The sequence below is a fragment of the Hymenobacter elongatus genome, from assembly GCF_004745955.1.
Classification (GTDB): Bacteria; Bacteroidota; Bacteroidia; order Cytophagales; family Hymenobacteraceae; genus Hymenobacter; species Hymenobacter elongatus.
Window position 1 is genome coordinate 59,157 of sequence record NZ_SRLD01000011.1, and the last position, 22,404, is coordinate 81,560.

Genomic DNA, 22,404 nt, shown 5'->3' on the forward strand with positions numbered 1-22,404 from the left:
ACCGATACTTTCTGTGCCTACTCTCGTGCTATCCCCATCAACCCGTACTACATTTGTTTTTGTCTTAACTCAGTCGCGTGGTTCCTACTCGTTTTTATTTTTCCAATGCCGTAGGGTCGGTTGATTTCGTACCCCATAGCTACGTCTATCTGCATTGGTCGGGGGAACCGCTGACCAGCGGGGAGTTTCGGGCCCTCTATAGCCACGTTCGCAACCTCCTAGAGCGGTATAAGCTGAAAGCCATTTTAGCCGACCACCAGGCCATGCCCACTGCCCCCGACGAAGCGGACCGGGAGTGGCTACTCGAACAGTGGCTGCCCGAAACAATAGCCGTGACGGCCCTGGCCCGGTACGCAGCGCTGCCTACGCCCGACCCGGCTCGTCGCCTGCACACAGAAATCGTGCTGAACGGCCTGTGCCGCCACCTGGAGGTAGCCGTCTTCGAGGATTTGGACCAAGCCTCGGCCTGGCTAACCGCAGCCTAGCTGCCTGCCGGCACCACTTGGCTATTGTGTCTGTATTTTCTTCAATCACGCCCCCAAGCCAGCAGCCCCTGCCAGCCCTCGGCTTCTCAGACGTATCGCCATTAGGTATTCAGCCCCGGCAGCACTTCCTCCAGCCGCTGGCGCACCTGTTCCCGCTCGTAGTCCGTGGGGAGAGTGCGCCGGGCGGCTTCGGCAATCAGATCGGCTTGCTGGCGCAAGGCGCGGCGGCGCTCCGCCGTCCCATTACGCTGGCCAATGGTAGCCAGCGTCGTAAGCAGGCGCAGGTACACGGCCGCGTTGCCGTCGGCGCTCAGCCGTATCTGGTCGAAGGCCGTGGCCACGTATTTCTCAAACGTCGGACGCACGGCAATGATGCGCACCCGCTGCTGGTCAGCGCGTAAGGGCCCTTCGAAACGACGGTCCGCCAGCTGCGCGAGCAAAGCGCCCAGATGATCGACGCAGATGATGGCCGTGGTGGTGTCGTTGATGCCCGGGGAAAGGGCCTTCAGGGCAATATCGACAATCTGGCGCAAACCAAAGCCCGCGTCCTGCTCGATGGTGCGCTGGCGGCCTAGGCTAAAACAAGCGTTGACCTGAGCCGTGAGCTCCTCGGTCAGCGCTCCGGCGGTTCCCTCGTAGCGGGCCACGCTCACCAGCGCCGTGCTGCGGGCCACGAAACCGCCGATACCGTGTTCCATACGTACCACGCCGGCCAGCTGCCGGGCCACGACCAGCAGCCCTTCCTCATCCAGACTCTGCACGTAGCCGGTTCCTTGGGCCGGCACCGGCTGCCAGCGCAGTTTCCCGGCCTGCTGAAGCAGGTCCCGCGCCTGCTGCGGGTCGGCTTCCTCCCCCAACTGGTCGGGAAACAGCCGGGTGATGGCCGCGTGGGTCTCCTCGGTGGCGTGGCGGATGATGGTGGACGCCTGAATGGCGGTGGCCATGTGGTGAATAAAGAATATCAGCACCCCGATGCTGACCAGGGCCAGCACCAGCCCCATGAGCACGGCCAAAGAAGGAATGAAACCGCCTTCGTCGCCCCCGCGGATGGTGCGCAACACAATGAGGCAGTAGGCGAAAATGCTGACAAAGAAGCCCAGTACCGTTTGGTTGGCCCGGTCGCGCATGAAGTTGCGCAACACCCTGGAAGTGTACTGGCTCGATACCTGAGCCAAGGTACTCAGCGTCAGAGAGAATATCAGGGCGGCTACCGTGACCATGGAGCCGGCAATGGCCGTGAGCATGCCCCGGGCCCCGTCCGCGCCCGCGCCGAACAGTAGCGGGTAGTCCGGCAGCCAGTCGTGGCTGATTCCGGCGTCGAGAAACACCAGCGCAAAGGCCAGCGCAATGGCCCCGGCCACCATCAGCGTGGGCACAAACCACAGGCTGGCGTTGACATTCTGCCACAGGGCGCGGAGTCGGTTCATGTTTCGGTAGATAGTGCCAGGGCCGGCGTAAAGTTGTACTCCGCTTCCGACGTCCTCGGTTTAGTGCCCCGCATCGGCCGGAGCCTCGCCGGTACTCAGGCCCAGCTTCTTGACCAACGGTCCGATGCTGAGCCCCTGCACGATGATGCTGAAGATGACCACCACGTAGGTGATGCCCACAATCAGGTCGCGGGGCATGGACTCGGGTAGTGACAAGGCCAGCGCCACGGAGATACCGCCCCGCAGCCCTCCCCAGGTCAGCACGCGCAGGGTTTGCCGGTCGAAGGGGTAAAAGCGCTTGAGTAGCACCAGCGGCAGGCCCACCGATACCCAGCGGGCCAGCAGCACCACCACGATGGCCACGACGCCCACCAGCAGCGTCGTGCGGCTGATGTCGAGGATAAGCATTTCCAGACCGATTAGCACGAAGAGCACTGCGTTGAGAATCTCATCGAGCAGCTCCCAGAACTTGTCCAGGTACTCCCGCGTCACGTCCGACATACCCAGCTGCCGGCCCTTGTCGCCCACAATCAGCCCCGCCACCACGATGGCCAGTGGCCCCGAGGTGTGCAGCCGCGTGGCCAGGGCCGTGCCCCCCATCACCAGGGCCAGGGTAATCATCACCTCCACCTGGTAGTGGTCGATGCTGCGCAGGGCCCAGAACCCGGCATACCCCAGCGCCGCCCCCAGGGCAATGCCACCCACGGCTTCCTGCAGAAACAGCTGGCCAATCACGGCGGGCGTGGCCTGCGCGGCCCCGAACTTGGCTATCTGAAACAGGCTCACGAACACGACCACGGCAATGCCGTCGTTGAAGAGGGATTCGCCCACAATGCGGATTTCCAGGCGCTTGTCGATGCGTGCTTCCTTGAGAATACCCAGCACGGCAATGGGGTCGGTGGGAGAAATAAGCGCCCCGAACAGCAGGCAGTAGATAAAGTCGGTGGGCAGGCCAAACAGCGGCAGCAGGTAGTAGAACGCCGTGCCGACCAGGCCCGTGGACAGCAGCGTGCCGGCCGTGGCCATGGCCCCCACCGCCACCCCTTCTTTGCCCAAAGCCCGCAAGTCGACGTGGAGGGCGCCGGCAAACAGCAGAAAACTCAGCATTACCTGCATGAGCACGGTGTGGAAGTCGATGCTGCGCACCAGCTGACCCGCCGTGAGCACCCAATCCACGCCGAGCTTGCCCAAGCCAATGGCCAGCAGCGACGAAACCAGGGCCAACACCATCAGCCCGATGGTTCCCGGCAGCTTCAGGAAGCGGTGGTTGACGTAGCCAAATATGGCGGCTACCACGATGAGCAGGGCCAGGGTGTTGTATAATTCCATCAATTGAGGGGTACGGGTTAAAATCTAGTAGACGCGAATTTGGCAGACTTTGTTGACACGCCAGAGCAGGCCGTCACCAGCGCAGCTACGGATACTCATTGGGTATTTAGCCGGTAAGGCGGTACTTTGGCTGGCTCAAGCACCCCAAGCTGCGTTTCCTCAGCCCCCGGCCGGGGTGCGGGCTTCCGCAAAAAGACTGGTGACTACCCGGTGCCAACGGAGGCTGCTTACTTCTCTTTCTGCCTATGAATATTTCCTTTTTTCGCTGGCTGCGTACCCGTTTTGACTTGGTGCACGATATGGCCGACCCGGCCGACATCGTGGCCAACGTAGAAGACGGCATGAGCTTTCGGGGCACCAACCTGTGGGTGCTTATGTTCGCCATTCTGGTGGCTTCGGTGGGGCTCAACGTCAACTCCACAGCCGTTATCATCGGGGCCATGCTCATCTCCCCACTCATGGGGCCCATCGTGGGCATCGGCTTCGGGGCAGCCACGGTGGAGGTAGACCTGGTGCGGCGGGGCCTGAAAAACCTGTTCATCGCGGCCGGCATCAGCCTGCTGGTTTCGACCCTATACTTCCGGCTCACCCCACTCACCGACGCGGGCTCCGAGCTGCTGGCCCGCACCCAGCCAACCGCCTGGGACGTGCTCATTGCCCTGTTTGGCGGGGCGGCCGGCGCCGTGGGCCTCACCCGCCGCTCGCGGGGCAACACCATTCCCGGCGTGGCCATTGCCACGGCCCTAATGCCGCCCCTGTGCACGGCCGGCTACGGGCTGGCCACGGCCCATTGGAGCTACCTGTTTGGGGCGCTGTACCTGTTTTTTATCAACAGCGTGTTCATCAGCCTGGCCACCTTTCTGGTAGCACGCATCCTGCCGCTGCCGCACCATACCTTCGTCAGCCGCCAGCGGGCCCAGCGGGTGCAGCTCGCCGTCTGGGCCGTGGCCCTGCTCACGGGTGGGCCCAGCGTCTACTTGGCGGCCCGCATCGTGCAACGCACGGTGTTTGCCCACAATGCCCAGCAGTTCGTGGACGAGCAGCTGAACCTACCCGGTACGTTTGTAGTCACGCGCCGCATCGAAGCCGATACGCGCACCATCAATGTGCTGCTGACCGGCGAAACGCTCACGCGGGCCCAGCTGAGCAAAGCCCGGAACGAGCTGGCCCGTTACCGTCTGCCCAACGCCCAACTGACGGTGCGCCAGGGCCTGGCGCAGCTGGACTCCGTCGATGCCCAGACCATGCGCAACAGCGTGCTGGAAGACGTGCGCAGCCGCAACGAGCAAACCCTGGCCGGCTACGATGCCCGGCTGGCTCAGCTGCAGCAGGTGCTCACCCAGGCCGGACAACCGGCCCTGACCGGCCTGCCCGCCGCGTCGGCCCTGCTGCGCGAAGTGCAGGTAGAGCACCCCACGGTGCGCCAGCTCGGCCTGAGCCGACTTGTGCAACCGGCGGCCGATTCGCTCCGGGCCGATACCACCGTGGTGGTGGCGGTGCGCACCGCGCGGCCGCTGCCGGTGGCCGAGCAACAGCGCCTGCGGCAGTGGCTAACCCTGCGGGCCGGAGGCAAGCGCGCCGTGGAGCTGTTGCTCAACCCGGCGCTTGACAAGTAAATGAGCTGTAGCTTCGCTACTTGTGGATGTTGTTAAACGAACAGGGGAAACCGCCGACTCCAGCGCGGGCCTACTTCAAGGCTGCCTGACTTGGTTAATAATCACCGACAACGTGTCCTTATTGAACGGGATACGCCTTTCAGACCAACCTTTTCACCAGGGTCAATTCTACAGCTTGGGCCTGCACCGCTGCGGCACGGGGGCTTCTTGCCAGAGCCGTGGCACCTTACATGCCGTCAGAGCTTGGTGCCTCTGGGTCTGCGTGAAATCAGGCTGTTCCAGCTTCACCAGCTGCTGCACACGGTGAGCCAAAGAAACCGCGTGCGGCATGAGTACCACTTGCTGCCGCAGCATCCGATGCCTGCATACTTCCAGAGCCGCCTATTGAATGCCGCATCCTTGTTCTGTTGCTTTAGCTTAGCCGTTTAAGACGTGGCTCATCTGCTGCAGGAGCTGGTTGCTACGGGTGGTGTCGCCCTGGTCCATGTCGCGCAAAGCCGCCCCACTGGCCTAGGCATTGGCATTGGCCTCATCACCTGCTGAGGCATCCCGCGCCTGCGGAAGTCCGGCTAGGCGGGCGCGGACCTCACATCAGGAAAAAAGCTTCGGGGGCCAGAGGCGCGGGCACCTCTGGCTCCTGCAGCAGCTGCTTGAGGTTGATTTCGACGGTGCGGGCAATGGCCGTGACCGGCGTATCGGTGGGCTTGTTGTTGAAGGGGTCCTGCAGGTAGCGCGCGGTGCGTTCCAGCAGAAAAAACGAGGAAGCCGTGGTCAGCAGCACCGGAATTTCCCACAGCCCGATGGTCTTGACCAAGCCCAGAGACAACGTCATCAGAAACAGGTAGATAAACAGGTACACCAGCAGCCGGTAGCTCACCGGAAACACCGTAGTTTTAATGCGTTCAGCCTGGCCCATGGCATCGCAGAGGCGCACCAGCGTCGCATCGAGCTGCACTTGCTGGTAGGCGTTGATGGCCTGGCTCTGCAACAAGCCTTGCAATTGGTCGGAGTGCAGGGCCAGCAGGGCAAAAGGTTTGTTGGCCTGCGGCCGCAAATACGCCAGGTCCGGCTCGCCCAGATGGGCGGCCAGCCCGGCCAGGGGGTCCAGCCCGCGCAAGGTTTGACCCAGGCAGTAGCACCACGCAATTTGGCGGTAGGCAGTGGTTCGCAAGGGCGAATCCAGGGCCGCCGGGCGCAAACCTTCATTGGTCACAAACGTGCGAATCTGCAGCACCAGCGTGCGGGAGTCGTTGGCGATGGCGCCCCAAATCTTGCGCGCCTCCCACCACCGGTCGTACGACTGGCTGGTTTTGAAGGCCAGCAGCAGGGCAATCGAACTGCCCAGAATGGTGGGTAGCTGCAGAGGAATCAGCGGCAGGTACTCGCCGAGCCCGAGCTTTAGCAGGTGAAAAAAGCTGGAAATGAGCAGCACCCGCACGACATCGGCCCGGATGTGCTTGAAAATGTAGCGCAGGGGAAACCGGGCGTTGAGCAGCATGGCAAACAGGGGTGGTTACGCCGTTAGGAATCGGGAACGGGGCCGGCGGTACTACTGGTTCAGCAGCGCCCGCCGGGCCACGGCCAGGTCCTCGAAGCCGGCAACGGCCCCGCTCACAATGCCGTGTAGCGCTTCTTCAGTGGAGCGCCGCCCTAAATAGTCCGTCGAATAAACCACCGCGTGATATTCCAGCCCGGCACGGCGGGCCCGCGGGTACCAGTCCAGACTGAACCACGCCGCCATGTCGGCCCAATAGCCGTGGATGGCGGCGTGGTTATCCAGCAGCCGGTGGCAGTGCTGGCGGCCCAAACACGCCAGAATCAGTTCGTAGCCGGCTTCGATGGTGGCCGGCGTTTGTTCCCGCGCCCAAATGGCGTGGATGTAGTCCGACACGACGTCGTATTCCAGCACCAGGGTAGCGGATTCGTGAAGAATACGGTGTTTCATTTAGTAGAGCAAGGACTCCAGGCCGGGAAGATGATGCTAAGGCCTGCACCGACGCCGGGGTTGGGCTTCGGCACTGATGCAGTCCGGTTGAGCACCTGGGTTTACCCCATAAAGGTAACCTTTCCCGGCCGGCCATGACACCAATCAGGCGGGTGAGTGACGTGCGTCATGCTTTCCGCCTGAAGTATAAGGGACCTTTGTTGGTGGCCGCCCCGCCCGCAAGAGCGCGGGTGGCGGGTCCCTCCTCTTCGTTTCGCCGCATGAACCAGCGCTTTAAAGTTATCAGCCTCACCCACCGGAAAGCGCCGCTCGCCATCCGCGAGCAGCTGGCCCTGGACGAGCCGGCCTGCCGCCAGCTGTTGCTCATCCTGAGCCAGGAGCTGGGCCTGACGGATGTGCTGGTGCTGAGCACCTGCAACCGCACGGAGGTCTACTACAGCGCCCCACAGGACCAGTGCGACGCTATTCTCAGCGAGCTGGCCCACCTGAAGAGTCTTCCCGATACCGCCCAGATAGCGCCCTATTTTACCAGCACTACCGGTGCCAATGCCGCCGTAGGTCATCTGTTTGAAGTGGCTATGGGCCTGGACGCGCAGGTAGTCGGCGACCAGCAAATCAGCCACCAGGTGAAGCAGGCGTACCAATGGTCGGCCGAGGCAGACGCGGCCGGACCGTTTCTGCACCGGCTGCTGCACACCGTGTTTTTTACCCACAAGCGGGTGCGCCAGGAAACGGGTTTTTGCGACGGGGCGGCCTCGGTCGCCTACGCCACGCTGCAGCTGGTGGAAGACCTGACGGCCCATCTGGCCAGTCCGCGGGTGCTGCTCATGGGCGCGGGCCCCTTCGGAATGGATGTAGCCCGGCACTTCGGGGCCAGCCGCCGGTTTGCGCACGTTACCATCTGCAACCGGACGCGGGCCAAGGCCGATGCTCTGGCCACCGAGTGCGGCCTGCGGGTGCTGGACTTTGCTGACCTTGCCCAAGGCATTCAGGAGGCGGATGTAGTTGTTTCCTCAGTGGCGGCCGCGGCACCGGTCATTACGGCCCAGCTGCTGGCTCCCGCGGCGGTACTCAGCCACAAATACTTCGTCGATCTGTCGGTGCCCCGCAGCATTGCCCCCGACGTGGAAACGGTGCCCGGCGTGCTACTCTACCCATTGGATGCCATCCGGAGCAAAGCCTCCGCGGCCCTGGAGCGCCGGCTGGCGGCCGTGCCGCAGGTGCGGGCCATCATCGCCGAAAGCATGGCGGGCTTACAGGACTGGAGCGAGGAAATGGAGGTTTCGCCCACCATCCAGAAGCTGAAAAACGCGCTGGAGCAGCTGCGGCAGGACGAAATGAAGCGCTTCAGCAAGAAAATGAGCCCCGCCGAAGCCAGCCTGCTCGATAAAATCACCCGGTCGCTGATGCAAAAGGTGCTCAGGCAGCCCGTGCTACAGCTCAAAGCCGCCTGCAAGCGCGGGGAGCCCGGCCAGCTGGTGGAGTCCCTCACGGCGTTGTTTGATCTGGAGCGGCAGCCGGTTCCGGCCTAGGTCAGAACGGCCCGCCAGCCAGCCTCACTCATCACCTGCCTGGCGCCGACGGCCTGACAAACGTCACCTTTTCGGCTCGTTCCGCTCATGCGGGGCGGCGGAACGGAACCGGATATTTGCGTTAGGCCGGGTCCCGCTCCAGGTCCGCTCTAACCCACCTTTTCGCATCTTGTCCTCATGAAAAACCTGCTGGTTCCCACCGACTTCTCCGCCGAATCGCACCACGCCTTTGACGTTGCCCTGCAGCTGGCCCGCCGCCTGGGCAGCCGCGTGACGCTGCTGCACGTGGTGGAAGTGCCCGAAACGGCTACTGTCAGCGGGGCAGTCGGGGGCATTGAGCTGCCGGACCGCGACGAAGGAATGGATGATGCATGGATGCCTCAGCTGCTGAAAGAAACCAGGCGGCGCATGCACGAGCTGGTGAGCGAAGCCAGCCGGACCAGCCCCACGGTGTCCGTGCGCGACCTGGTGCTGACGGCCCGCACCGACTCAGCCATCCTGCAGACCATCGAAGAGCAGCACATCGATTTGGTGGTTGTCGGTGCCCAGATTCATACGGAAACGGAAGTTCTTTTCGAAGGCTCACACACCGAGCAGCTGGTGCGGCTGGCTCCCTGCCCGGTGCTCACCGTGAAATATGCCGTGGCGGATTTTGCGCCGCGCCGCATCCTGTTCGCGTCCGACTTCACGGCTGAAGCCGACCAGGCCGTGCGCGGCCTGCGTCAGGTGCAGGCCCTGTTCCCCGACGCCGAGCTGCACCTGCTGCAAGTAATAGAAGACGAAGCGCAGCGCGCCGCTGTGCAGGCACAAATCACGGCTTTTGCGCAGCGCCACGGCCTGCAGCACCCGCGGCCGGCCGTTTTTATCGACTCCAGCCCCAGCGAGGGTATCCCCAGGTATGCCCGGCAGGTGCAGGCGAATCTGCTGGTTGTTCCCACCCACGGCCGCACCGGCCGGCACCGCTTCCTGCACACCAGCATCGCCGAATCCGTGGCTACTCATGCCTTTCCGCCGGTGCTCACTTTCAAGCTGGCGTAGGCCAACTATTGGGCTCATAGCTCCAACTGAAAACACCCGGCCGATAATTCAGCCGGGTGTTTTCGTTTATATACCCAGGACTTCAGGCCGTACAGGGCTCGCGCAGGTCGATGAAGATGAGCCGCCAGCGCCCCCCGGCCCCCGCCGATTTAGCAAAGTGAAACCGGAAGCCCGTGCGGGTTTGCAGCACCGTGCGTACGGTACGGCCCTGCGCGGCCTTGCCCTGGGCCGCCGTGCCGCCTTTCACGGTAGCACTCGCCCAAAATTCCAGGCTCCGAAAAGCGGTGGCGGGGCCGGCGAAGCAGCCCTGCTGGGCAAATCCCGCGTTCTGCCTGGTTTGCAGGCCGCAATCCGCTGCGGGCAGCTGCTGCATGACGCGCAGCTGCGGGCAGGTCATCAGCTGCTTGTCCAGCGAAAAGAGGGGCAGGTTCTGGTAGGCACGGCGAAAAGCGCCCACCTCGGCCACCCGCGTCACCAGCGGCATCGCGCCGGGCTGCTCCAGAATCCAGAGGCCAAACTCCGGGTCGATCAGCTGGTTGAGCACCTCGGCATCGTGGCCGCGCAAAGCGCCTTCCAGCAGCAGCCAGGCACCGGCCACCGACGTATCGGCGGGCATCACCGGGTTTTCAGTGCGCGCGGCGGCAGAGTCGGGCTTGGGCAGGTTGTCGGTGGCGACCTGCATGGTGCCCTGGCCAGCCGTTTCGTCGGGCATGCCGTTGGGGTTTTTGGTGTCGCAGGCTACCAGCAATAAGGAAAGTGCGGCAGCGGCGAGGATGGGGGGAATGCGCATGGGCTCAGGGGGAAAGTAACAAAAGGAAGGTGGGCCGCACTGCGCCATCACACCCAGGGCACGGCGCGGTAAGCGGCAAGCCGGGTGGCGGCTGCTTCCTGCGCCAGCCGTTCGTGGCAGTGCTCGCAGCAGGTGTCCGTGACTGGTTGCTCGGCCGCCCGCAGCACCAGCACCGGGATTTGGGTGTGGTAGGCCTGCGTTTGGGTATAGCACAGGTCGAAGTAGCGCAGCAGCTGCGCGGTATCGGCCGGGACAATGATGAGCAGCTGCGCCTGGGTGCGGGCGCAGTACTCACTGATGCCTTCCAGCGGGGCGTCGTCTTCCACCAGGTGCTCGGTGATGGTGGGCCAGGTGAGCTGGGCCGCGGCCCGGCCCAGGGCCTGCTTCAGGTGCCGCCGCCGGGGCCGGGCCGTGTGCGGGTAGAACTGCACCAAATCCAGCGGCCCCGGAAAGGCACTGGCCAGGCCTGAGAGCCGGGGCAGCAGGTGCAGGTTCAGGGCGTCGAAATCGGCGGAGAAAACCAGGCGATTGGGTAAAGACCGCCGGCCGGCCGGCACTATCAGCACCGGGCAGCTGACTAAGGCGGTGATGGTAGCCGCGTGGTTGCCGGGGGCCACTTGCTGGCCGCAGTCGATGTGTTCCAGGCCCATCACCACGAGGTCAGCGGCGCAGGCGGCGGCTTCGGCCTGCACGTGGTCGTGCAGGCAGCCGGCCAGCACCCGGTAGCGGTACTGAATCCGGCGGCCGTTCTGGCGGGTGAGCTGCTGGTAGCGCAGGCGCTCCACCAGCCCGCGCAGGCGCTGTTCCTGGGCCAGCAGCACGGTGGCCGGCTCGTCGGTCGCAGCATCGGGCTGGTGGCAGTACAGCAGCACCACTTCCGCCGGCCAGCGCACGGCCAGCTTGTTGGCGTAGGCCAGGGTGTGCTCGGCGGCGGGGGTGTGGTCGATGGGAACGAGGATGGTTTTCATGGGCGAAAGCAGGCAGAAGGCCGAAGAATGGGGAATGAAGAATTAAGCAGCTAGTGACAGTAGTGTACCGTGGCCGGTTGGGTCGCGGTGGTTTTGGTGGTTGGCGGGCTTAGCTGCGGGCTGAGGTAGGGAATGCCCAATCCCAGGCCGCGCACGATGAAGACCACCGCCAGCACCGAGGCCGCGTAGGGCACGGCCTGGCGCATGCGGGTGCGCCACACGAGCGGCACCAGTCGCCCGCTCAGCGACAGGCCAAACATGAGTGGCAGCGTGCCCAGTCCGAAGCAGGCCATGTAAGCCGCCGCACCCGCCACCCCCGGCGCACTCAGCGCCCCGGCCAGGGCCAGGTACACCAGGCCGCAGGGCAGCAGGCCGTTAAGTACACCGGTAGCATATAGGGCCGGCAGTGTCGGCTGCTGAAACAGTCGGCCCAGGGTGTTTTTCACCCAGGCCAGCGGCCGGTCCAAACCCAGCAGACCCGCCAGGCGGTTGGGGTAGCGCTCCGGCACGGCTACCAGCAGCAGAATCAGCACGCCCGAGGCAATCGACAGGCCCTGCTGCACCCCGGCCAGACGCAGGCCCTGGCCCACCAGGCCCGCCCCGCCCCCCAGCGTGGCGTAGGTCGTGACCCGGCCCAGGTTGTAGAGCAGGCGGCCGCCCGCGTAGCGTAGCGGCGACGTCGTTTTATCAACGCCACCGGGCAGCGCCAGGGCAATGGCCCCGCACATGCCCACGCAGTGGAAGCTGCCCAGCAACCCAAACAGGAATCCGGCCCAGAGCATCGTTTAGTTAAGCGTGAGGTCTTGTTCGAGGAAATAGGCCTGCCCGCCCGTCGTAAAATCAAGCTGCACCCGCCAGAAGCCGGGCGCCATTTTGCTGGTGTTGATGAACTGGCGCAGGTCGGCCGCCGTTTGCAGCGGCAGCGCAAAGTCCAGGGCCTGGTTGGAGGGACGGAAGAAGTGAACCTGCCCCTGCACGGCCTGCCCGGCCAGAGCAGCCGGCAGCTGTAGCATCAGGCGGCGGCTGGCGGCCTCATGGTGCACCTGCACGGGGGTGGGCAAAGCAGCGGTGCGGGCCACCGCGTCCATGCGCTGCTGGTGGGCCAGCTCTTGCTGGTAATAGTCGGCGCTGACCAGGTTTACATCGGTCTGCATGGCCTGGTACACCATGGAGCCGATGTAGGCGGCGAAGAGCACGAAGACGGTGACGATGGCATAAGGCCAGACACTGCGTTTGGGAGGGGCAATAGCCGGGTTGGTCATGGTTTATTGTGATTTTAGAACGGTCATGCTGAGCTTGTCGAAGCATCTCTACCGCTTCGTTGCAACCGCATTGATTAGTATGAGGTAGAGATGCTTCGGCTCCGCTCTGCTGCGCTCAGCATGACGTTCTTTCTGATTGTTTAGTCAGTCAAAACATCACTGCGAAGGCCCGAGAAACTTGGTACTGGTTTCACTTATCAGCTCGCCGCCGCTGAACAGGCCGATGCGGATTTTCTGATTGGTGCGGTGCAGGGCCGTGCGGGGCAGCTCGGCGAAGAAGACGCCTTCGGTGATGCCCTGGGCGGGTAGCTTCAGGCCGGTGGTACCGATGAGCGAAATCCGGCCCTGCGCGGGCTCCAGGATGCGCAGGGTGATGGGGTAGCTGCCGTTGGTTTTGTTGATGACGGAGATGTTGTAGAGGTTGGTGATGGTGCCGCGGTCGGTTTTCTGGTAGAGCTGGCCGGGCGTGCGCAGCACGGTGGCTTCCACGTTGGAGCGCGACACCAGCAGGCCCGTGAGCACGGCCAGCAGCAGGACCAAGCCACCCGACAGCGCCTTCACGCGGCCCGTGAACCGGAATTTCGTGCCGTTGGCAATGCCGTTTTCCGAGGCGTGGCGGATGAGGCCCTGCGGCAGCTGCACCAGGTCCATGATGGAATTGCAGGCGTCGATGCAGGCCGTGCAGTTGGTGCATTCCATTTGGGTGGCGCCGTTGCGGATGTCGATGCCGGTGGGGCAGACCTGCACGCACTGGTGGCAGTCGATGCAGTCGCCGGCGGCGCGCGCCTGGTTTTTGTGCAGCTTCTCACGCGGCTCGCCCCGTTTGTAATCATAAGCCACCACGAGGCTGTCCTGGTCGAGCAATACGCCCTGCAGGCGGCCGTAGGGGCACACAATGGTGCAGACCTGCTCCCGGAACCGCGCAAACACGGCGTAGAACACGCCCGTGAACCCGACCATGGCCGCCAGCCCGCCCAGGTGGGCCGTCAGCGGGTCCGTCACGATGGCCACCAGCGCATCCGAGCCGATGATGTAGGCCAGAAAGGTGTTGGCAATCAGAAACGACAAGGCCAGGAACAGGACGTGCTTGGTGGTTTTGCGCCAGGTTTTGTTCCAGTCCCACTCGGCGCGGTCCAGGGCCTTTTGCTGGGGTGCGTTGCCTTCCAGCCAGTACTCGATGCGGCGGAAGACCATCTCCAGGAAGATGGTTTGGGGGCACACCCAGCCGCAGAACACCCGCCCGTACACCACCGTGAACAGGATGATGAACACCAGAAACGTGAGCGTGGCCAGCAGCAGAATGAAGAAGTCCTGGGGCCAGAAAATCTGACCCAGGATGATGAACTTCCGGGCCGGCAGGTTCCACATCAGCAGCGGCAGACCATTGAGCCGCAGCCAGGGCCCGGCAAACAGCACGGCCAGGAACCCGTAGCTGAGCCACTTGCGGGCGCGGTAGAGCCGGCCGGCGGGCTTCTTGGGGTAAAGCCACACCCGCTTGCCCGCCGCGTCCACCGTAGCAATGGTGTCGCGGTACGCGTCGTCGGGCTTGAATTGGGTAGTGGGCATGATTGTTCTGACGTTCGCCTCACCCCCCGGCCCCCTCTCCGAAAGGGAGAGGGGGAGCCACGGCGGCGCGGATAGTATTGATTTGATGTTAGTCCTATTCTGTTGTTGACTGGCTCCCCCTCTCCTTTTTCGGAGAGGGGGCCGGGGGGTGAGGCGACCGGCTACCGGCTAGCCACCGGCTTGCCGCCCGGCTTCCCCGCCGCTTCTTTCTCGCCCTGCGGCTCCTTGGCATTGGCGGGCTGCGAGCCCTGCAGACTCAGGGCGTAGGAGGTCACTTGCAGAATCTGCTTGCCCGAGAGCTTGCCTTTCCAGGCCACCATGCCCTTGCTCGGAATGCCGAACTTGATGGTTTTGTACACGTGGTTCACCTCGCCGCCGTGCAGCCAGAATTCGTCGGTCAGGTTGGGGCCGACTTTGCCTTCGGCGTTGGCCCCGTGGCAGGGGGCGCAGTTGGTGGCGTAGATGCTTTTGCCGCTGCTCAGGTCGGCCGCGGTGGTCAGGGCCAGGTAGGTGGTGAGCCTGGTTGGGTCGTCGGAGCCGGCTGAAACGAGCAGGGCCGCCTGTTGCATCTCGGTTTCGTACTCGGCTACCTGCAGCTGGCCTTTTTGCGTGAGGTGGTAGTAGCCCACGTAGACGAAGGCAAACACGATGGTGAAGCCAAACCCGTATTTCCACCACGGCGGCAGGTCGTTGTCGAACTCGTGAATGCCGTCGTAGTCGTGGTCGAGAAGCTCATCCCGGTGTTCGCCCCGCACCAGGGTGGCATCGCCCACCAGCAGGCCCAGCACTTTGCCGCTCCAGGTATCGTGCACCGTGGGCAGGTCGTAGAGCTGGCGCAGCTGGGGCTTCATTTGCACTACGATGCCGATGCCCGTGAGCAGCAGTACCAGCAGCAGCAAACCCAGCGCGCCCAGCAGCACCCAGAACAGCAGCTCCTGGCTGTTCATACCGGCTGCTTTGACCGGCGTGGCGGCCTCCGGGGTTTGGGCGCTGGCCACAACACTTACCAGCAGGGAGGCCGCGGTCAGCAACCCCAACCGGGCGGTTTTCACGGGCGCTAGCATGAGGGTTCGGGTTTAGCAGGCGTGAGAGGCTCATCTTCCAGCAGCGGCAACATGCTCATGGCGTGGACATGCTGGCGGTTGACAACCAGCACGTACCCCAGCAGGGCCACGAAAAACAGGAAGAAGATGACGAAGGATATGAGCGGATAAATAGCAATGCCCGTGATGGATTGCAGAACTTCTTTGTACATGATGCGTGGGGTCTTGGGGCTTTGGATTACCAGTCGGTTCGTCATGCTGAGCTTGTCGAAGCATCTCTACCGCTTCGTTGCGGCCGTTCGCCTCACCCCCTGACCCCCTCTCCAAAAGAGAGGGGGCACCGGCTCGGCGCTGGCGTCAGGCTCCCCTCTCTTTTGGAGAGGGGCCGGGGGTGAGGCGACCGGCTGCGCGGCTACTGCGCCGCCGCTGCTTCGGCCGTGGCCGCGGCCTGCTCGGGCTTCACCTTGATGTCGGTACCCAGGCGTTGCAGGTAGGCAATCAGGGCCACGATTTCCTTGTCGGATTTCACGTCGATGTCCTCCTTTTTCAGGTCGGCCACGATGCCTTTCGCCTGTTGCTGTGCATCGGCCACGGCTTGCTGGTCGTAGCCGGCGGGGTAAGGCGTGCCCAGCTGCTGCAGCACCCGGATTTTAGCGGGCAGGTCGAGGTAGTCGATTTCGTTGTCGAGCAGCCACGGGTAGGGCGGCATGATGGAGCCGGGCGACATGCTGGTGGGGTCCATCATGTGGTTGTAGTGCCAGGAGTGCGGGTACTTGCCGCCCACGCGGTGCAAATCGGGGCCGGTGCGCTTGCTGCCCCACAGGAAGGGCCGGTCGTATACGAACTCGCCCGCCTTGCTGTACTCGCCGTAGCGCTCGGTTTCGGAGCGGAAGGGGCGCACCATCTGGGTGTGGCAGTTCGAACAGCCTTCCTTGATGTAGAGGTCGCGGCCCTGCAATTCCAGCGAGGTATAGGGCTTCACCGAGGCAATGGTGGGCACGTTACTCTTCACCAGAAACATCGGCACCATTTCGATAACGCCGCCGATGAGGATGGCGACCGTAGCGCCCACGGCCAGCTGAAACGGGCGGCGCTCAATCCAGCGGTGCCAGTGGCCGCCGGTGGCGTGCGGGTCCTCGGCGGCCGGCAGCAGCGCGGGCGCTTCGGCTTTTTCATTGACCAGCAGCGTGCCGGCCTTGGCCGTTTTGTACAGGTTGAACATCATCAGAAACACGCCGCTCAGGTAGAGCACCCCGCCGATGCCGCGCAGGTAGTACATGGGCACCAGCTGCAGGACGGTTTCCAGGAAGTTGGGGTATTGCAGCATGCCCTCGGCGTTGAACTGCTTCCACATCAGCCCCTGCGTGAAGCCGGCCCAGTACATCGGGATGGCGTAGAACAGGATGCCCAGCGTGCCCAGCCAGAAATGCGTGTTGGCCAGCCTGGTGGAGTGCAGCGGCGTTTTGTAGAGCCGCGGCCACAGCCAGTAGAGCATGCCGAAGGTCAGGAAGCCGTTCCAGCCCAGGGCCCCGACGTGCACGTGGGCCACAATCCAGTCGGTGAAGTGGGCCAGGGCATTCACGTTTTTCAGGGCCAGCATGGGGCCTTCGAAGGTGGCCATGCCGTAGGCCGTGATGGCTACCACGAAGAACTTGAGCACGGGCTCGGTGCGGACTTTGTCCCAGGCGCCGCGCAACGTCAGCAGGCCGTTAATCATGCCGCCCCAGCTCGGCGCAATCAGCATGATGCTGAAGGCCACGCCCAGGCTTTGGGCCCAGTCGGGCAGGGCGGTGTAGAGCAGGTGGTGCGGCCCGGCCCAGATGTAAATGAAAATCAAGGACCAGAAGTGAATGATGCTCAGGCGGTAGGAATACACCGGCCGCTCGGCCGCCTTGGGCAGGAAGTAGTACATCAAACCCAGGTAGGGCGTGGTGAGGAAGAAGGCCACCGCGTTGTGGCCGTACCACCACTGCACCAGCGCATCCTGCACGCCGGCGTAGGCCGAGTAGCTTTTCATGAAGCTCACCGGCAGCGCCGCCGAGTTGACGATGTGCAGCACGGCCACCGTCAGGAACGTGGCGATGTAGAACCAGATGCCCACGTACAGGTGCCGCTCGCGGCGTCGGGCAATGGTGCCGAACATGTTCCAGCCAAACACCACCCATACCAGCGTAATGGCAATGTCGATGGGCCATTCCAGCTCGGCGTATTCTTTGGAAGTGGTGAGGCCCAGCGGCAGCGAAATCACGGCCGAGACGATGATGAGCTGCCAGCCCCAGAAGTGAATCTTGCTGAGCACATCGGAGAACATGCGCGTCCTGCACAGGCGCTGCAGCGAGTAGTACACGCCCGTGAAAATGCCGTTGCCGACGAAGGCGAAAATCACGGCGTTGGTGTGCAGCGGCCGGATGCGGCCGAAGGTGGTGTAGGCGTTGCCCAAATTCACCTCGGGCCGGGCCAGCTGAAAGGCGGCCAGCACCCCCACCAGCATCCCGATAATGCCCCAGATGACCGTGGCAATGCCAAAGTCGCGGACAATCTTATTATCGTAGAAGAAGGTTTCGATGCCGCGCACGGGCGGCGGGGCCACCAGCAGTGGCAGCGGGGCCGCGGTGGGTAATTCTATTTCAGCTTGCATGGGCCTCGGAAGAGTGTTTTTTACTGCTTCAAAGGTCTTGCGGGGGTATTGCTGAAAAGGTGACGAACTTCAGCCCAGCGCCTGATTGATGTCAGGTGCGGGGGCTAGCATCAAAAAAGTCATTTTTTGATGTTAAGCGACGACTATCGCGCCAGGGTGGTCGGCAGTTACTGAGAACCTGTCCGAATAGGTTCTTGATGAACGTCATGCTTCATCTGGCTTCCGCACCAAATTTTACACAGCTGCCCCCAGCACTTGGAAACGCAAGTGAGGCGTTGAAAACTCCGAAAAGCTGCTGGTGCCCAAGTGCCTTCAGAGACTGGAAACGCAGTTGTGAATTTTGGTGTGGAAGCCCTATACCTGCCTAACAATTACAGAATTTGTACAGAATAGGGCACTATGTTTACGGCGCGCCTGCTGCAATTCCTGCATGTCCCGCTGGCGGCGCCGTGCCTCCTGCTGCCCCTAAAATCACCTCTCAAAAAACACATGTCCAAAAAGATGTTGCGTACCTGGCTAACGGCCTCATTCGGCCTGTTGGCATCCGGGGCCTTTGCCCAACAAGTGGATAGCCTCTCCTTTATCCGCTCCAAGCGCATGTCGGACGACGACCTGGCCAAAAAACGGGAAGGCCGGTTCGTGACCGGCTTGCCGGACCTGTCTTCCGACCCGGTTACGGGGGTGGGTTTCGGGGTAAAAACCAACATTATCTGGAACGGCAACCGCGACAATCCGCTGTTTGCCTACACGCCCTACCTCATGCGCCTACGCGCCAATGCGGCGTACTACACCAGCAACGCCCGCGAGCTGACGCTTTCCCTGGACGTGCCTTATTACAAGGGTACGCGCTGGCGCTACCGCCTCGACTTCAAGGCGCAGCAGAACCCGGCCAACCTGTACTTCGGCTCCTCCGAGGCCACGCTTGGTCGCCTGCGCCTGCCCTCGAACCCGGGCGTTACGTTTGCCACCTACGCCGAATACGATGCGGCCCGCAAGGCCCTGCGGCCCGGGCAGCCCGGTGAAGCAGCGGAGGTCACCGATGCCCTGTCCAACCGGTTCCGGGAAACCGAGGTCATGCTGAACCTCAAGGCCGACTACGCCCTGGGCAAAGGCAAATGGCGCGTCATGGGCGGCTACGAGATTCAGCATCTGTCGTATGCCACTTTCCAAGGCACGAAAGCCGAAGCGACCCTCCCCGTTACCGGCCAGCAAACCACGGCCCCCAACGGCACGGCGTTGCTTCGGCGCGATGCGCAGCAAGGGTTGATATTCGGCCTCGACGGGGGCTGGGTATCCATTATTCAGGCGGCGCTGATTCACGATACGCGGGACTTTGAGCCCGACCCCACCCGCGGGGTTTACTTCGAAGCGGCCAACGAGTTTTCCAGCCCGGTCATTGGGTCGCAGTTCAGCTTCAATAAGCTGTTTTTCCAGGGCCGGGCCTACCGCAAGCTGCCCGTCGGCAAGCGCACGGTGCTGGCCGGACGCGTCGGCGTGGGTAATATTTTCGGGAAGGAAGCGCCATTTTTTGAGTTCCAGGACCAGTGGAGCCCCGATGGCAGCATCAACGCCCTGGGGGGCCGGCAGTCGTTGCGCGGCTACCGGGCCAACCGCTTCCTGGCCCGCTCGCTGGCGTTTGCCAACGCCGAGCTGCGCATCCGGCTGGCCGATGTGAAGCTGGGCAAGCAGAACTTCGGGCTGGGCGTGGCCCCGTTTGCCGATGCCGGCACGGTGCGCGACCGGTGGCAGGACCTGGGCTTCCGCGACGTCCGGTTTTCGTACGGGGCCGGGGCCCGCATCGCCTGGAACCTGTCCACCATCATCTATGCCGATTACGGCTTGTCCAAAGAAGACCGGCTGTTCTATTTCGGCATCGGGCAGAATTTCTAATGGCCCTAAGCGAAAGTAACCTCATGCAGCTCACAAACTTGTGTGCAGTTAGGGGTTTTTGTCGCTATCCGCGTCTTCAAACAGCATCCGCACGGCGGGCGTGTAGGTGTCCTCGTACTGGCCCGAGCGCACGGCCCACAGGAACGCGCCTAAAAACGTGAGGGCCACCAGCAGGCTGATGCCGATGAGCAGGAAGATGATGGTCATGTTATGGTTGATACAGTGGAGAATTTAATAGAACGTCATGCTGAGCGAAGTCGAAGCATCTCTACCGCTTCGTTGAACGGTGCTGACGAAGCGGTAGAGATGCTTCGACTTCGCTCAGCATGACGTTCTTGTAAAAACTAAAGCTTACAGCCGGCGGCGGTGAGCGGCGTAGCGCACCAGCAGGGTGGCAAATACCATCACGCTGAGCGAGCTGATGGGCATGAGGATAGCCGAGGCAATGGGCGTGAGCCGGCCCTGCACCGCCAGACTCAGGCCGATGCCGTTGTAGCAAAACGACAGCAGAAACGTGGCCAGCACGATGTAGCGGCAGTCGCGGGCGAAGCGCAGGATGGTGGCCAGCCGGCCAAAGCTGCCCGCTTCCAGAATAGCGTCGCAGGCGGGCGAGAAGTTGGTGAGCGTCTCGGTGAGGGCAATGCCGACATCAGCCCGCTGCAGGGCGCCGGCGTCGTTCAGGCCGTCGCCGACCATCACCACGCGCCGGCCCTGCTGCTGCAAGGCTTCCACAAACGCCAACTTGTCCAGCGGCGACTGCCGGAACCGCAGCTCCGCTCCGGCCCCGAACAGCTGGCGGAGCGGGATAACGTCCGCGTTGTTGTCGCCGGTGAGCAGGGCCAGCTGGTAGCGCTGGCCCAACTCCCGCAGCAGCTCCGGCAGGTTCTCGCGGTACTGGCTTCGGATGTCGTAGCACCCGGCCGGCTGCCCATTCAGGGCCACGTACACGCGGGTTTGCTGTTCCGTCTGGGCCATTGCCGGCGTGTTAGCCCCGATAAAAGCGGCCGAGCCCACGCGAACCTGCGTGCCGGCCACCACGCCGCTGATGCCCTGACCAGGGATTTCGGCGTACTCCTCCACCGCGAGGGCTGCAGGGCCCAAATGCGTGGCCAGGCGCTGGCTCAGCGGGTGCGTGGATTGACTCACGAGCGCCGCGACGCGCTGCGCATCCTCGCTGGCCAGGGCCGGGCCGTAGAAGCAGACGGGGGAACGTTGGGTGTCGGTGAGCGTGCCGGTTTTGTCGAATACCAGCGTATCGGCGCGGCTCAGGGTTTCGATAACGGCGGCGTTTTTCAGGTAGAGCTGGCGGCGGCCCAGCACCCGCAGCGCGGCGCCCATGGCGAAGGGCGTGGCCAGCGACAACGCGCAGGGGCAGGCAATTATCAGCACCGAGGTGAAGGCGCGTAGGGCCATCTGCGGGTCTTTCGGGTACCAGTACAGCACCGAGCCCACGGCCAGCGTGAGCGTGAGGGCCACGAAGTAGCGGCCAACGTGGTTGGCGTAGGTTTCCAGTGTGGGCCGGGCTTCTTTCTCGAACGCGGGGTTGTTCCAGAGCTGCGTGAGGTAGCCCTGCGACACCTCGCGCACCACTTCCAATTCGATGGCCTCGCCCACCTGCCGCCCGCCGGCATAGACTACTTCGCCCACGGCCCTGGCCACCGGCACGCTCTCGCCCGATACGAAGCTGTAGTCAATCAGGCCCACGCCGCGCCGCAGCACGGCATCGGCCGGAATGATTTCCTGGTGACGCACCCGGATGCGCTGCCCGGCCTGCAGCTCCTTTACCGACACCGACTGTTCGCCGGCTTTGGTGAGCCGCGTTACGGCCACGGGAAAGTAGGAGGTGAAGTCGCGGTCGAAACGCAGGGCGTCGTAGCTGTGCTGCTGCACCCACTTGCCGATGAGCATGAAAAACACCAGGCCCGTGAACGAGTCGAAGTAGCCCGGTCCACGCTGGGTGAGCACGTCGAACACGCTGGTGGTAAACAGGGCCGTGAGGCCGAGGCTGATGGGGAAATCGAGGTTGATGTAGCGCTGCCGCAGCCCCTGCCAGGCCGACTGATAGAAGCTGCGCGCACTCACCAGCAGCACCGGCAGGGCCAGCAGCAAGCTCAAGCCGCCAAAAAACCGCCCGAACGCGGCGTGCAGCCCTTCGGTGAAGGAAAAGTAGTCGGGAAAGGCCAGCAGCATCACGTTGCCAAAGCCAAAGGCCGCCACGCCCAGCTGGTAGTAGAGCGTGCGGCTGGCGGCGTGGGGCTGGGCACCCAGCTCGGCCAGCGTAATCTGCGGCTCGTAGTTGATGGCAGCCAGCAACGTTACGACGTCCTTGAGGCTGGTGGTGGCCGGCTGGTAGCTTACCGTCAGCTCTTTGCGCAGGAAATTGACCCGCGACTCCCGGATGCCCGCGTTCAGCTTGAACAGGTTTTCGAGCAGCCAGATGCAGGAGGCGCAATGCATCTGGGGGATGGTGAGCGTGAGCCGGGCCAGCGCGGGCGAGCGGAAGGCCAGCAGCTGGCTCTGCACCGATTCCAGGGCGAGGTAGTCGAAGCGGCCGGGCAGCTCCACGGTTTTCACGCGCTGGCCGGGCTGCTCGTCGAGGCGGTAGTAGCCGCACAGGTTGCTGGCCGCCAGCAGCTCGTACACGGCCTGGCAGCCCGGGCAGCAGAAATGCAGCTCAGGGTGCTCGGCCAGCTGAACAGGCTCGTCGGGGCAGTCGTCGCCGCAGTGGGTGCAGGCAACGCGGTTCAGGGTTTCGGGGGCGGCGGTGAGGGGCACGGGCGGGCAGGCTGATGGCAGCCTCAAAGCTCCGGTTTGCCTTACCGGGAAAACCTGATGAACGTCAGGCCGAAGGCTGATTCATCTCAGTCCCACCCGG

19 protein-coding genes are annotated in these 22,404 nt (G+C 63.4%); 5 read left to right on the top strand and 14 right to left on the bottom strand.

Annotation, left to right across the window (positions count from 1 at the left end; translation table 11 throughout):
* The first annotated feature begins 77 nt into the window (after window positions 1-77).
* Entirely contained in the window at window positions 78-485 is a 408-nt protein-coding gene (locus E5J99_RS07330) for a hypothetical protein (RefSeq protein ID WP_135497071.1), read from the top strand.
* Between the two features lie 101 nt (window positions 486-586).
* On the opposite strand, the gene E5J99_RS07335 is transcribed toward E5J99_RS07330, so the two are convergent.
* Both E5J99_RS07335 and E5J99_RS07340 read right to left on the bottom strand, forming a co-directional pair.
* On the bottom strand, window positions 587-1,912 hold the full coding sequence (locus E5J99_RS07335; RefSeq protein ID WP_135497072.1) for a DUF2254 domain-containing protein: 1,326 nt from the start codon (window positions 1,910-1,912) through the stop codon (window positions 587-589).
* Window positions 1,913-1,972: 60 nt separating this feature from the next.
* Window positions 1,973-3,241 carry a cation:proton antiporter gene (locus tag E5J99_RS07340; RefSeq protein ID WP_135497073.1) on the bottom strand — a complete coding sequence of 423 codons (1,269 nt, stop codon included), beginning with the start codon at window positions 3,239-3,241 and terminating at the stop codon, window positions 1,973-1,975.
* Window positions 3,242-3,486: 245 nt separating this feature from the next.
* On the opposite strand from E5J99_RS07340, the gene E5J99_RS07345 reads away from it, so the two are divergent.
* Complete coding sequence (locus tag E5J99_RS07345; protein WP_135497074.1) at window positions 3,487-4,857, top strand: DUF389 domain-containing protein; 1,371 nt, start codon at window positions 3,487-3,489, stop codon at window positions 4,855-4,857.
* 586 nt (window positions 4,858-5,443) lie between these two features.
* On the opposite strand, the gene E5J99_RS07350 is transcribed toward E5J99_RS07345, so the two are convergent.
* The gene (locus tag E5J99_RS07350) at window positions 5,444-6,355 is read right to left on the bottom strand and encodes a bestrophin family protein (protein ID WP_135497075.1); all 912 of its coding nucleotides are present in this window, start codon (window positions 6,353-6,355) and stop codon (window positions 5,444-5,446) included.
* Between the two features lie 51 nt (window positions 6,356-6,406).
* On the bottom strand, window positions 6,407-6,802 hold the full coding sequence (locus E5J99_RS07355; RefSeq protein WP_135497076.1) for a hypothetical protein: 396 nt from the start codon (window positions 6,800-6,802) through the stop codon (window positions 6,407-6,409).
* Window positions 6,803-6,936: 134 nt separating this feature from the next.
* On the opposite strand from E5J99_RS07355, the gene hemA reads away from it, so the two are divergent.
* Together hemA and E5J99_RS07365 are read left to right on the top strand one after the other, a co-directional pair.
* Window positions 6,937-8,334 carry a glutamyl-tRNA reductase gene (gene hemA / locus E5J99_RS07360; RefSeq protein WP_317128818.1) on the top strand — a complete coding sequence of 466 codons (1,398 nt, stop codon included), beginning with the start codon at window positions 6,937-6,939 and terminating at the stop codon, window positions 8,332-8,334.
* 177 nt (window positions 8,335-8,511) lie between these two features.
* On the top strand, window positions 8,512-9,372 hold the full coding sequence (locus E5J99_RS07365; RefSeq protein WP_135497077.1) for a universal stress protein: 861 nt from the start codon (window positions 8,512-8,514) through the stop codon (window positions 9,370-9,372).
* Window positions 9,373-9,454: 82 nt separating this feature from the next.
* Here E5J99_RS07365 and E5J99_RS07370 read toward each other — a convergent pair whose 3' ends face one another.
* The 8 genes from E5J99_RS07370 to ccoN all read right to left on the bottom strand — a co-directional run bounded on the left by E5J99_RS07370 (window position 9,455) and on the right by ccoN (window position 17,639).
* Complete coding sequence (locus E5J99_RS07370) at window positions 9,455-10,162, bottom strand: hypothetical protein (protein ID WP_135497078.1); 708 nt, start codon at window positions 10,160-10,162, stop codon at window positions 9,455-9,457.
* 47 nt (window positions 10,163-10,209) lie between these two features.
* Window positions 10,210-11,130 (bottom strand): universal stress protein, encoded by a 921-nt coding sequence (locus tag E5J99_RS07375; RefSeq protein ID WP_135497079.1) that lies wholly within the window; start codon window positions 11,128-11,130, stop codon window positions 10,210-10,212.
* A 50-nt stretch (window positions 11,131-11,180) separates the two neighbouring features.
* Window positions 11,181-11,912: a sulfite exporter TauE/SafE family protein gene (locus E5J99_RS07380; protein ID WP_135497080.1), complete on the bottom strand. Its 732-nt coding sequence runs from the start codon at window positions 11,910-11,912 to the stop codon at window positions 11,181-11,183.
* A 3-nt stretch (window positions 11,913-11,915) separates the two neighbouring features.
* A complete protein-coding gene (locus tag E5J99_RS07385; RefSeq protein ID WP_135497081.1) occupies window positions 11,916-12,392 on the bottom strand; it encodes a FixH family protein in 477 nt (158 codons plus the stop codon).
* Between the two features lie 156 nt (window positions 12,393-12,548).
* Window positions 12,549-13,958 (bottom strand): cytochrome c oxidase accessory protein CcoG, encoded by a 1,410-nt coding sequence (ccoG, locus tag E5J99_RS07390; RefSeq protein WP_135497082.1) that lies wholly within the window; start codon window positions 13,956-13,958, stop codon window positions 12,549-12,551.
* Between the two features lie 161 nt (window positions 13,959-14,119).
* The gene (locus E5J99_RS07395) at window positions 14,120-15,022 is read right to left on the bottom strand and encodes a cbb3-type cytochrome c oxidase N-terminal domain-containing protein (RefSeq protein WP_135497083.1); all 903 of its coding nucleotides are present in this window, start codon (window positions 15,020-15,022) and stop codon (window positions 14,120-14,122) included.
* The gene (locus tag E5J99_RS07400; RefSeq protein ID WP_245318772.1) at window positions 15,016-15,258 is read right to left on the bottom strand and encodes a hypothetical protein; all 243 of its coding nucleotides are present in this window, start codon (window positions 15,256-15,258) and stop codon (window positions 15,016-15,018) included. The genes E5J99_RS07395 and E5J99_RS07400 overlap by 7 nt, the downstream gene beginning before the upstream one ends.
* Before the next feature lie 155 nt (window positions 15,259-15,413).
* Entirely contained in the window at window positions 15,414-17,639 is a 2,226-nt protein-coding gene (gene ccoN, locus E5J99_RS07405; protein WP_135497085.1) for a cytochrome-c oxidase, cbb3-type subunit I, read from the bottom strand.
* A 489-nt stretch (window positions 17,640-18,128) separates the two neighbouring features.
* Here ccoN and omp85 point away from each other — a divergent pair, with 489 nt between their 5' ends.
* Window positions 18,129-19,529, top strand: coding sequence for an Omp85 family outer membrane protein (gene omp85 / locus E5J99_RS07410; RefSeq protein WP_245318774.1), 1,401 nt, complete (start codon window positions 18,129-18,131; stop codon window positions 19,527-19,529).
* A gap of 48 nt (window positions 19,530-19,577) precedes the next feature.
* On the opposite strand, the gene ccoS is transcribed toward omp85, so the two are convergent.
* A complete protein-coding gene (gene ccoS, locus E5J99_RS07415; RefSeq protein ID WP_135497086.1) occupies window positions 19,578-19,736 on the bottom strand; it encodes a cbb3-type cytochrome oxidase assembly protein CcoS in 159 nt (52 codons plus the stop codon).
* Window positions 19,737-19,880: 144 nt separating this feature from the next.
* On the bottom strand, window positions 19,881-22,304 hold the full coding sequence (locus E5J99_RS07420; protein ID WP_135497087.1) for a heavy metal translocating P-type ATPase: 2,424 nt from the start codon (window positions 22,302-22,304) through the stop codon (window positions 19,881-19,883).
* Window positions 22,305-22,404 lie beyond the last annotated feature (100 nt).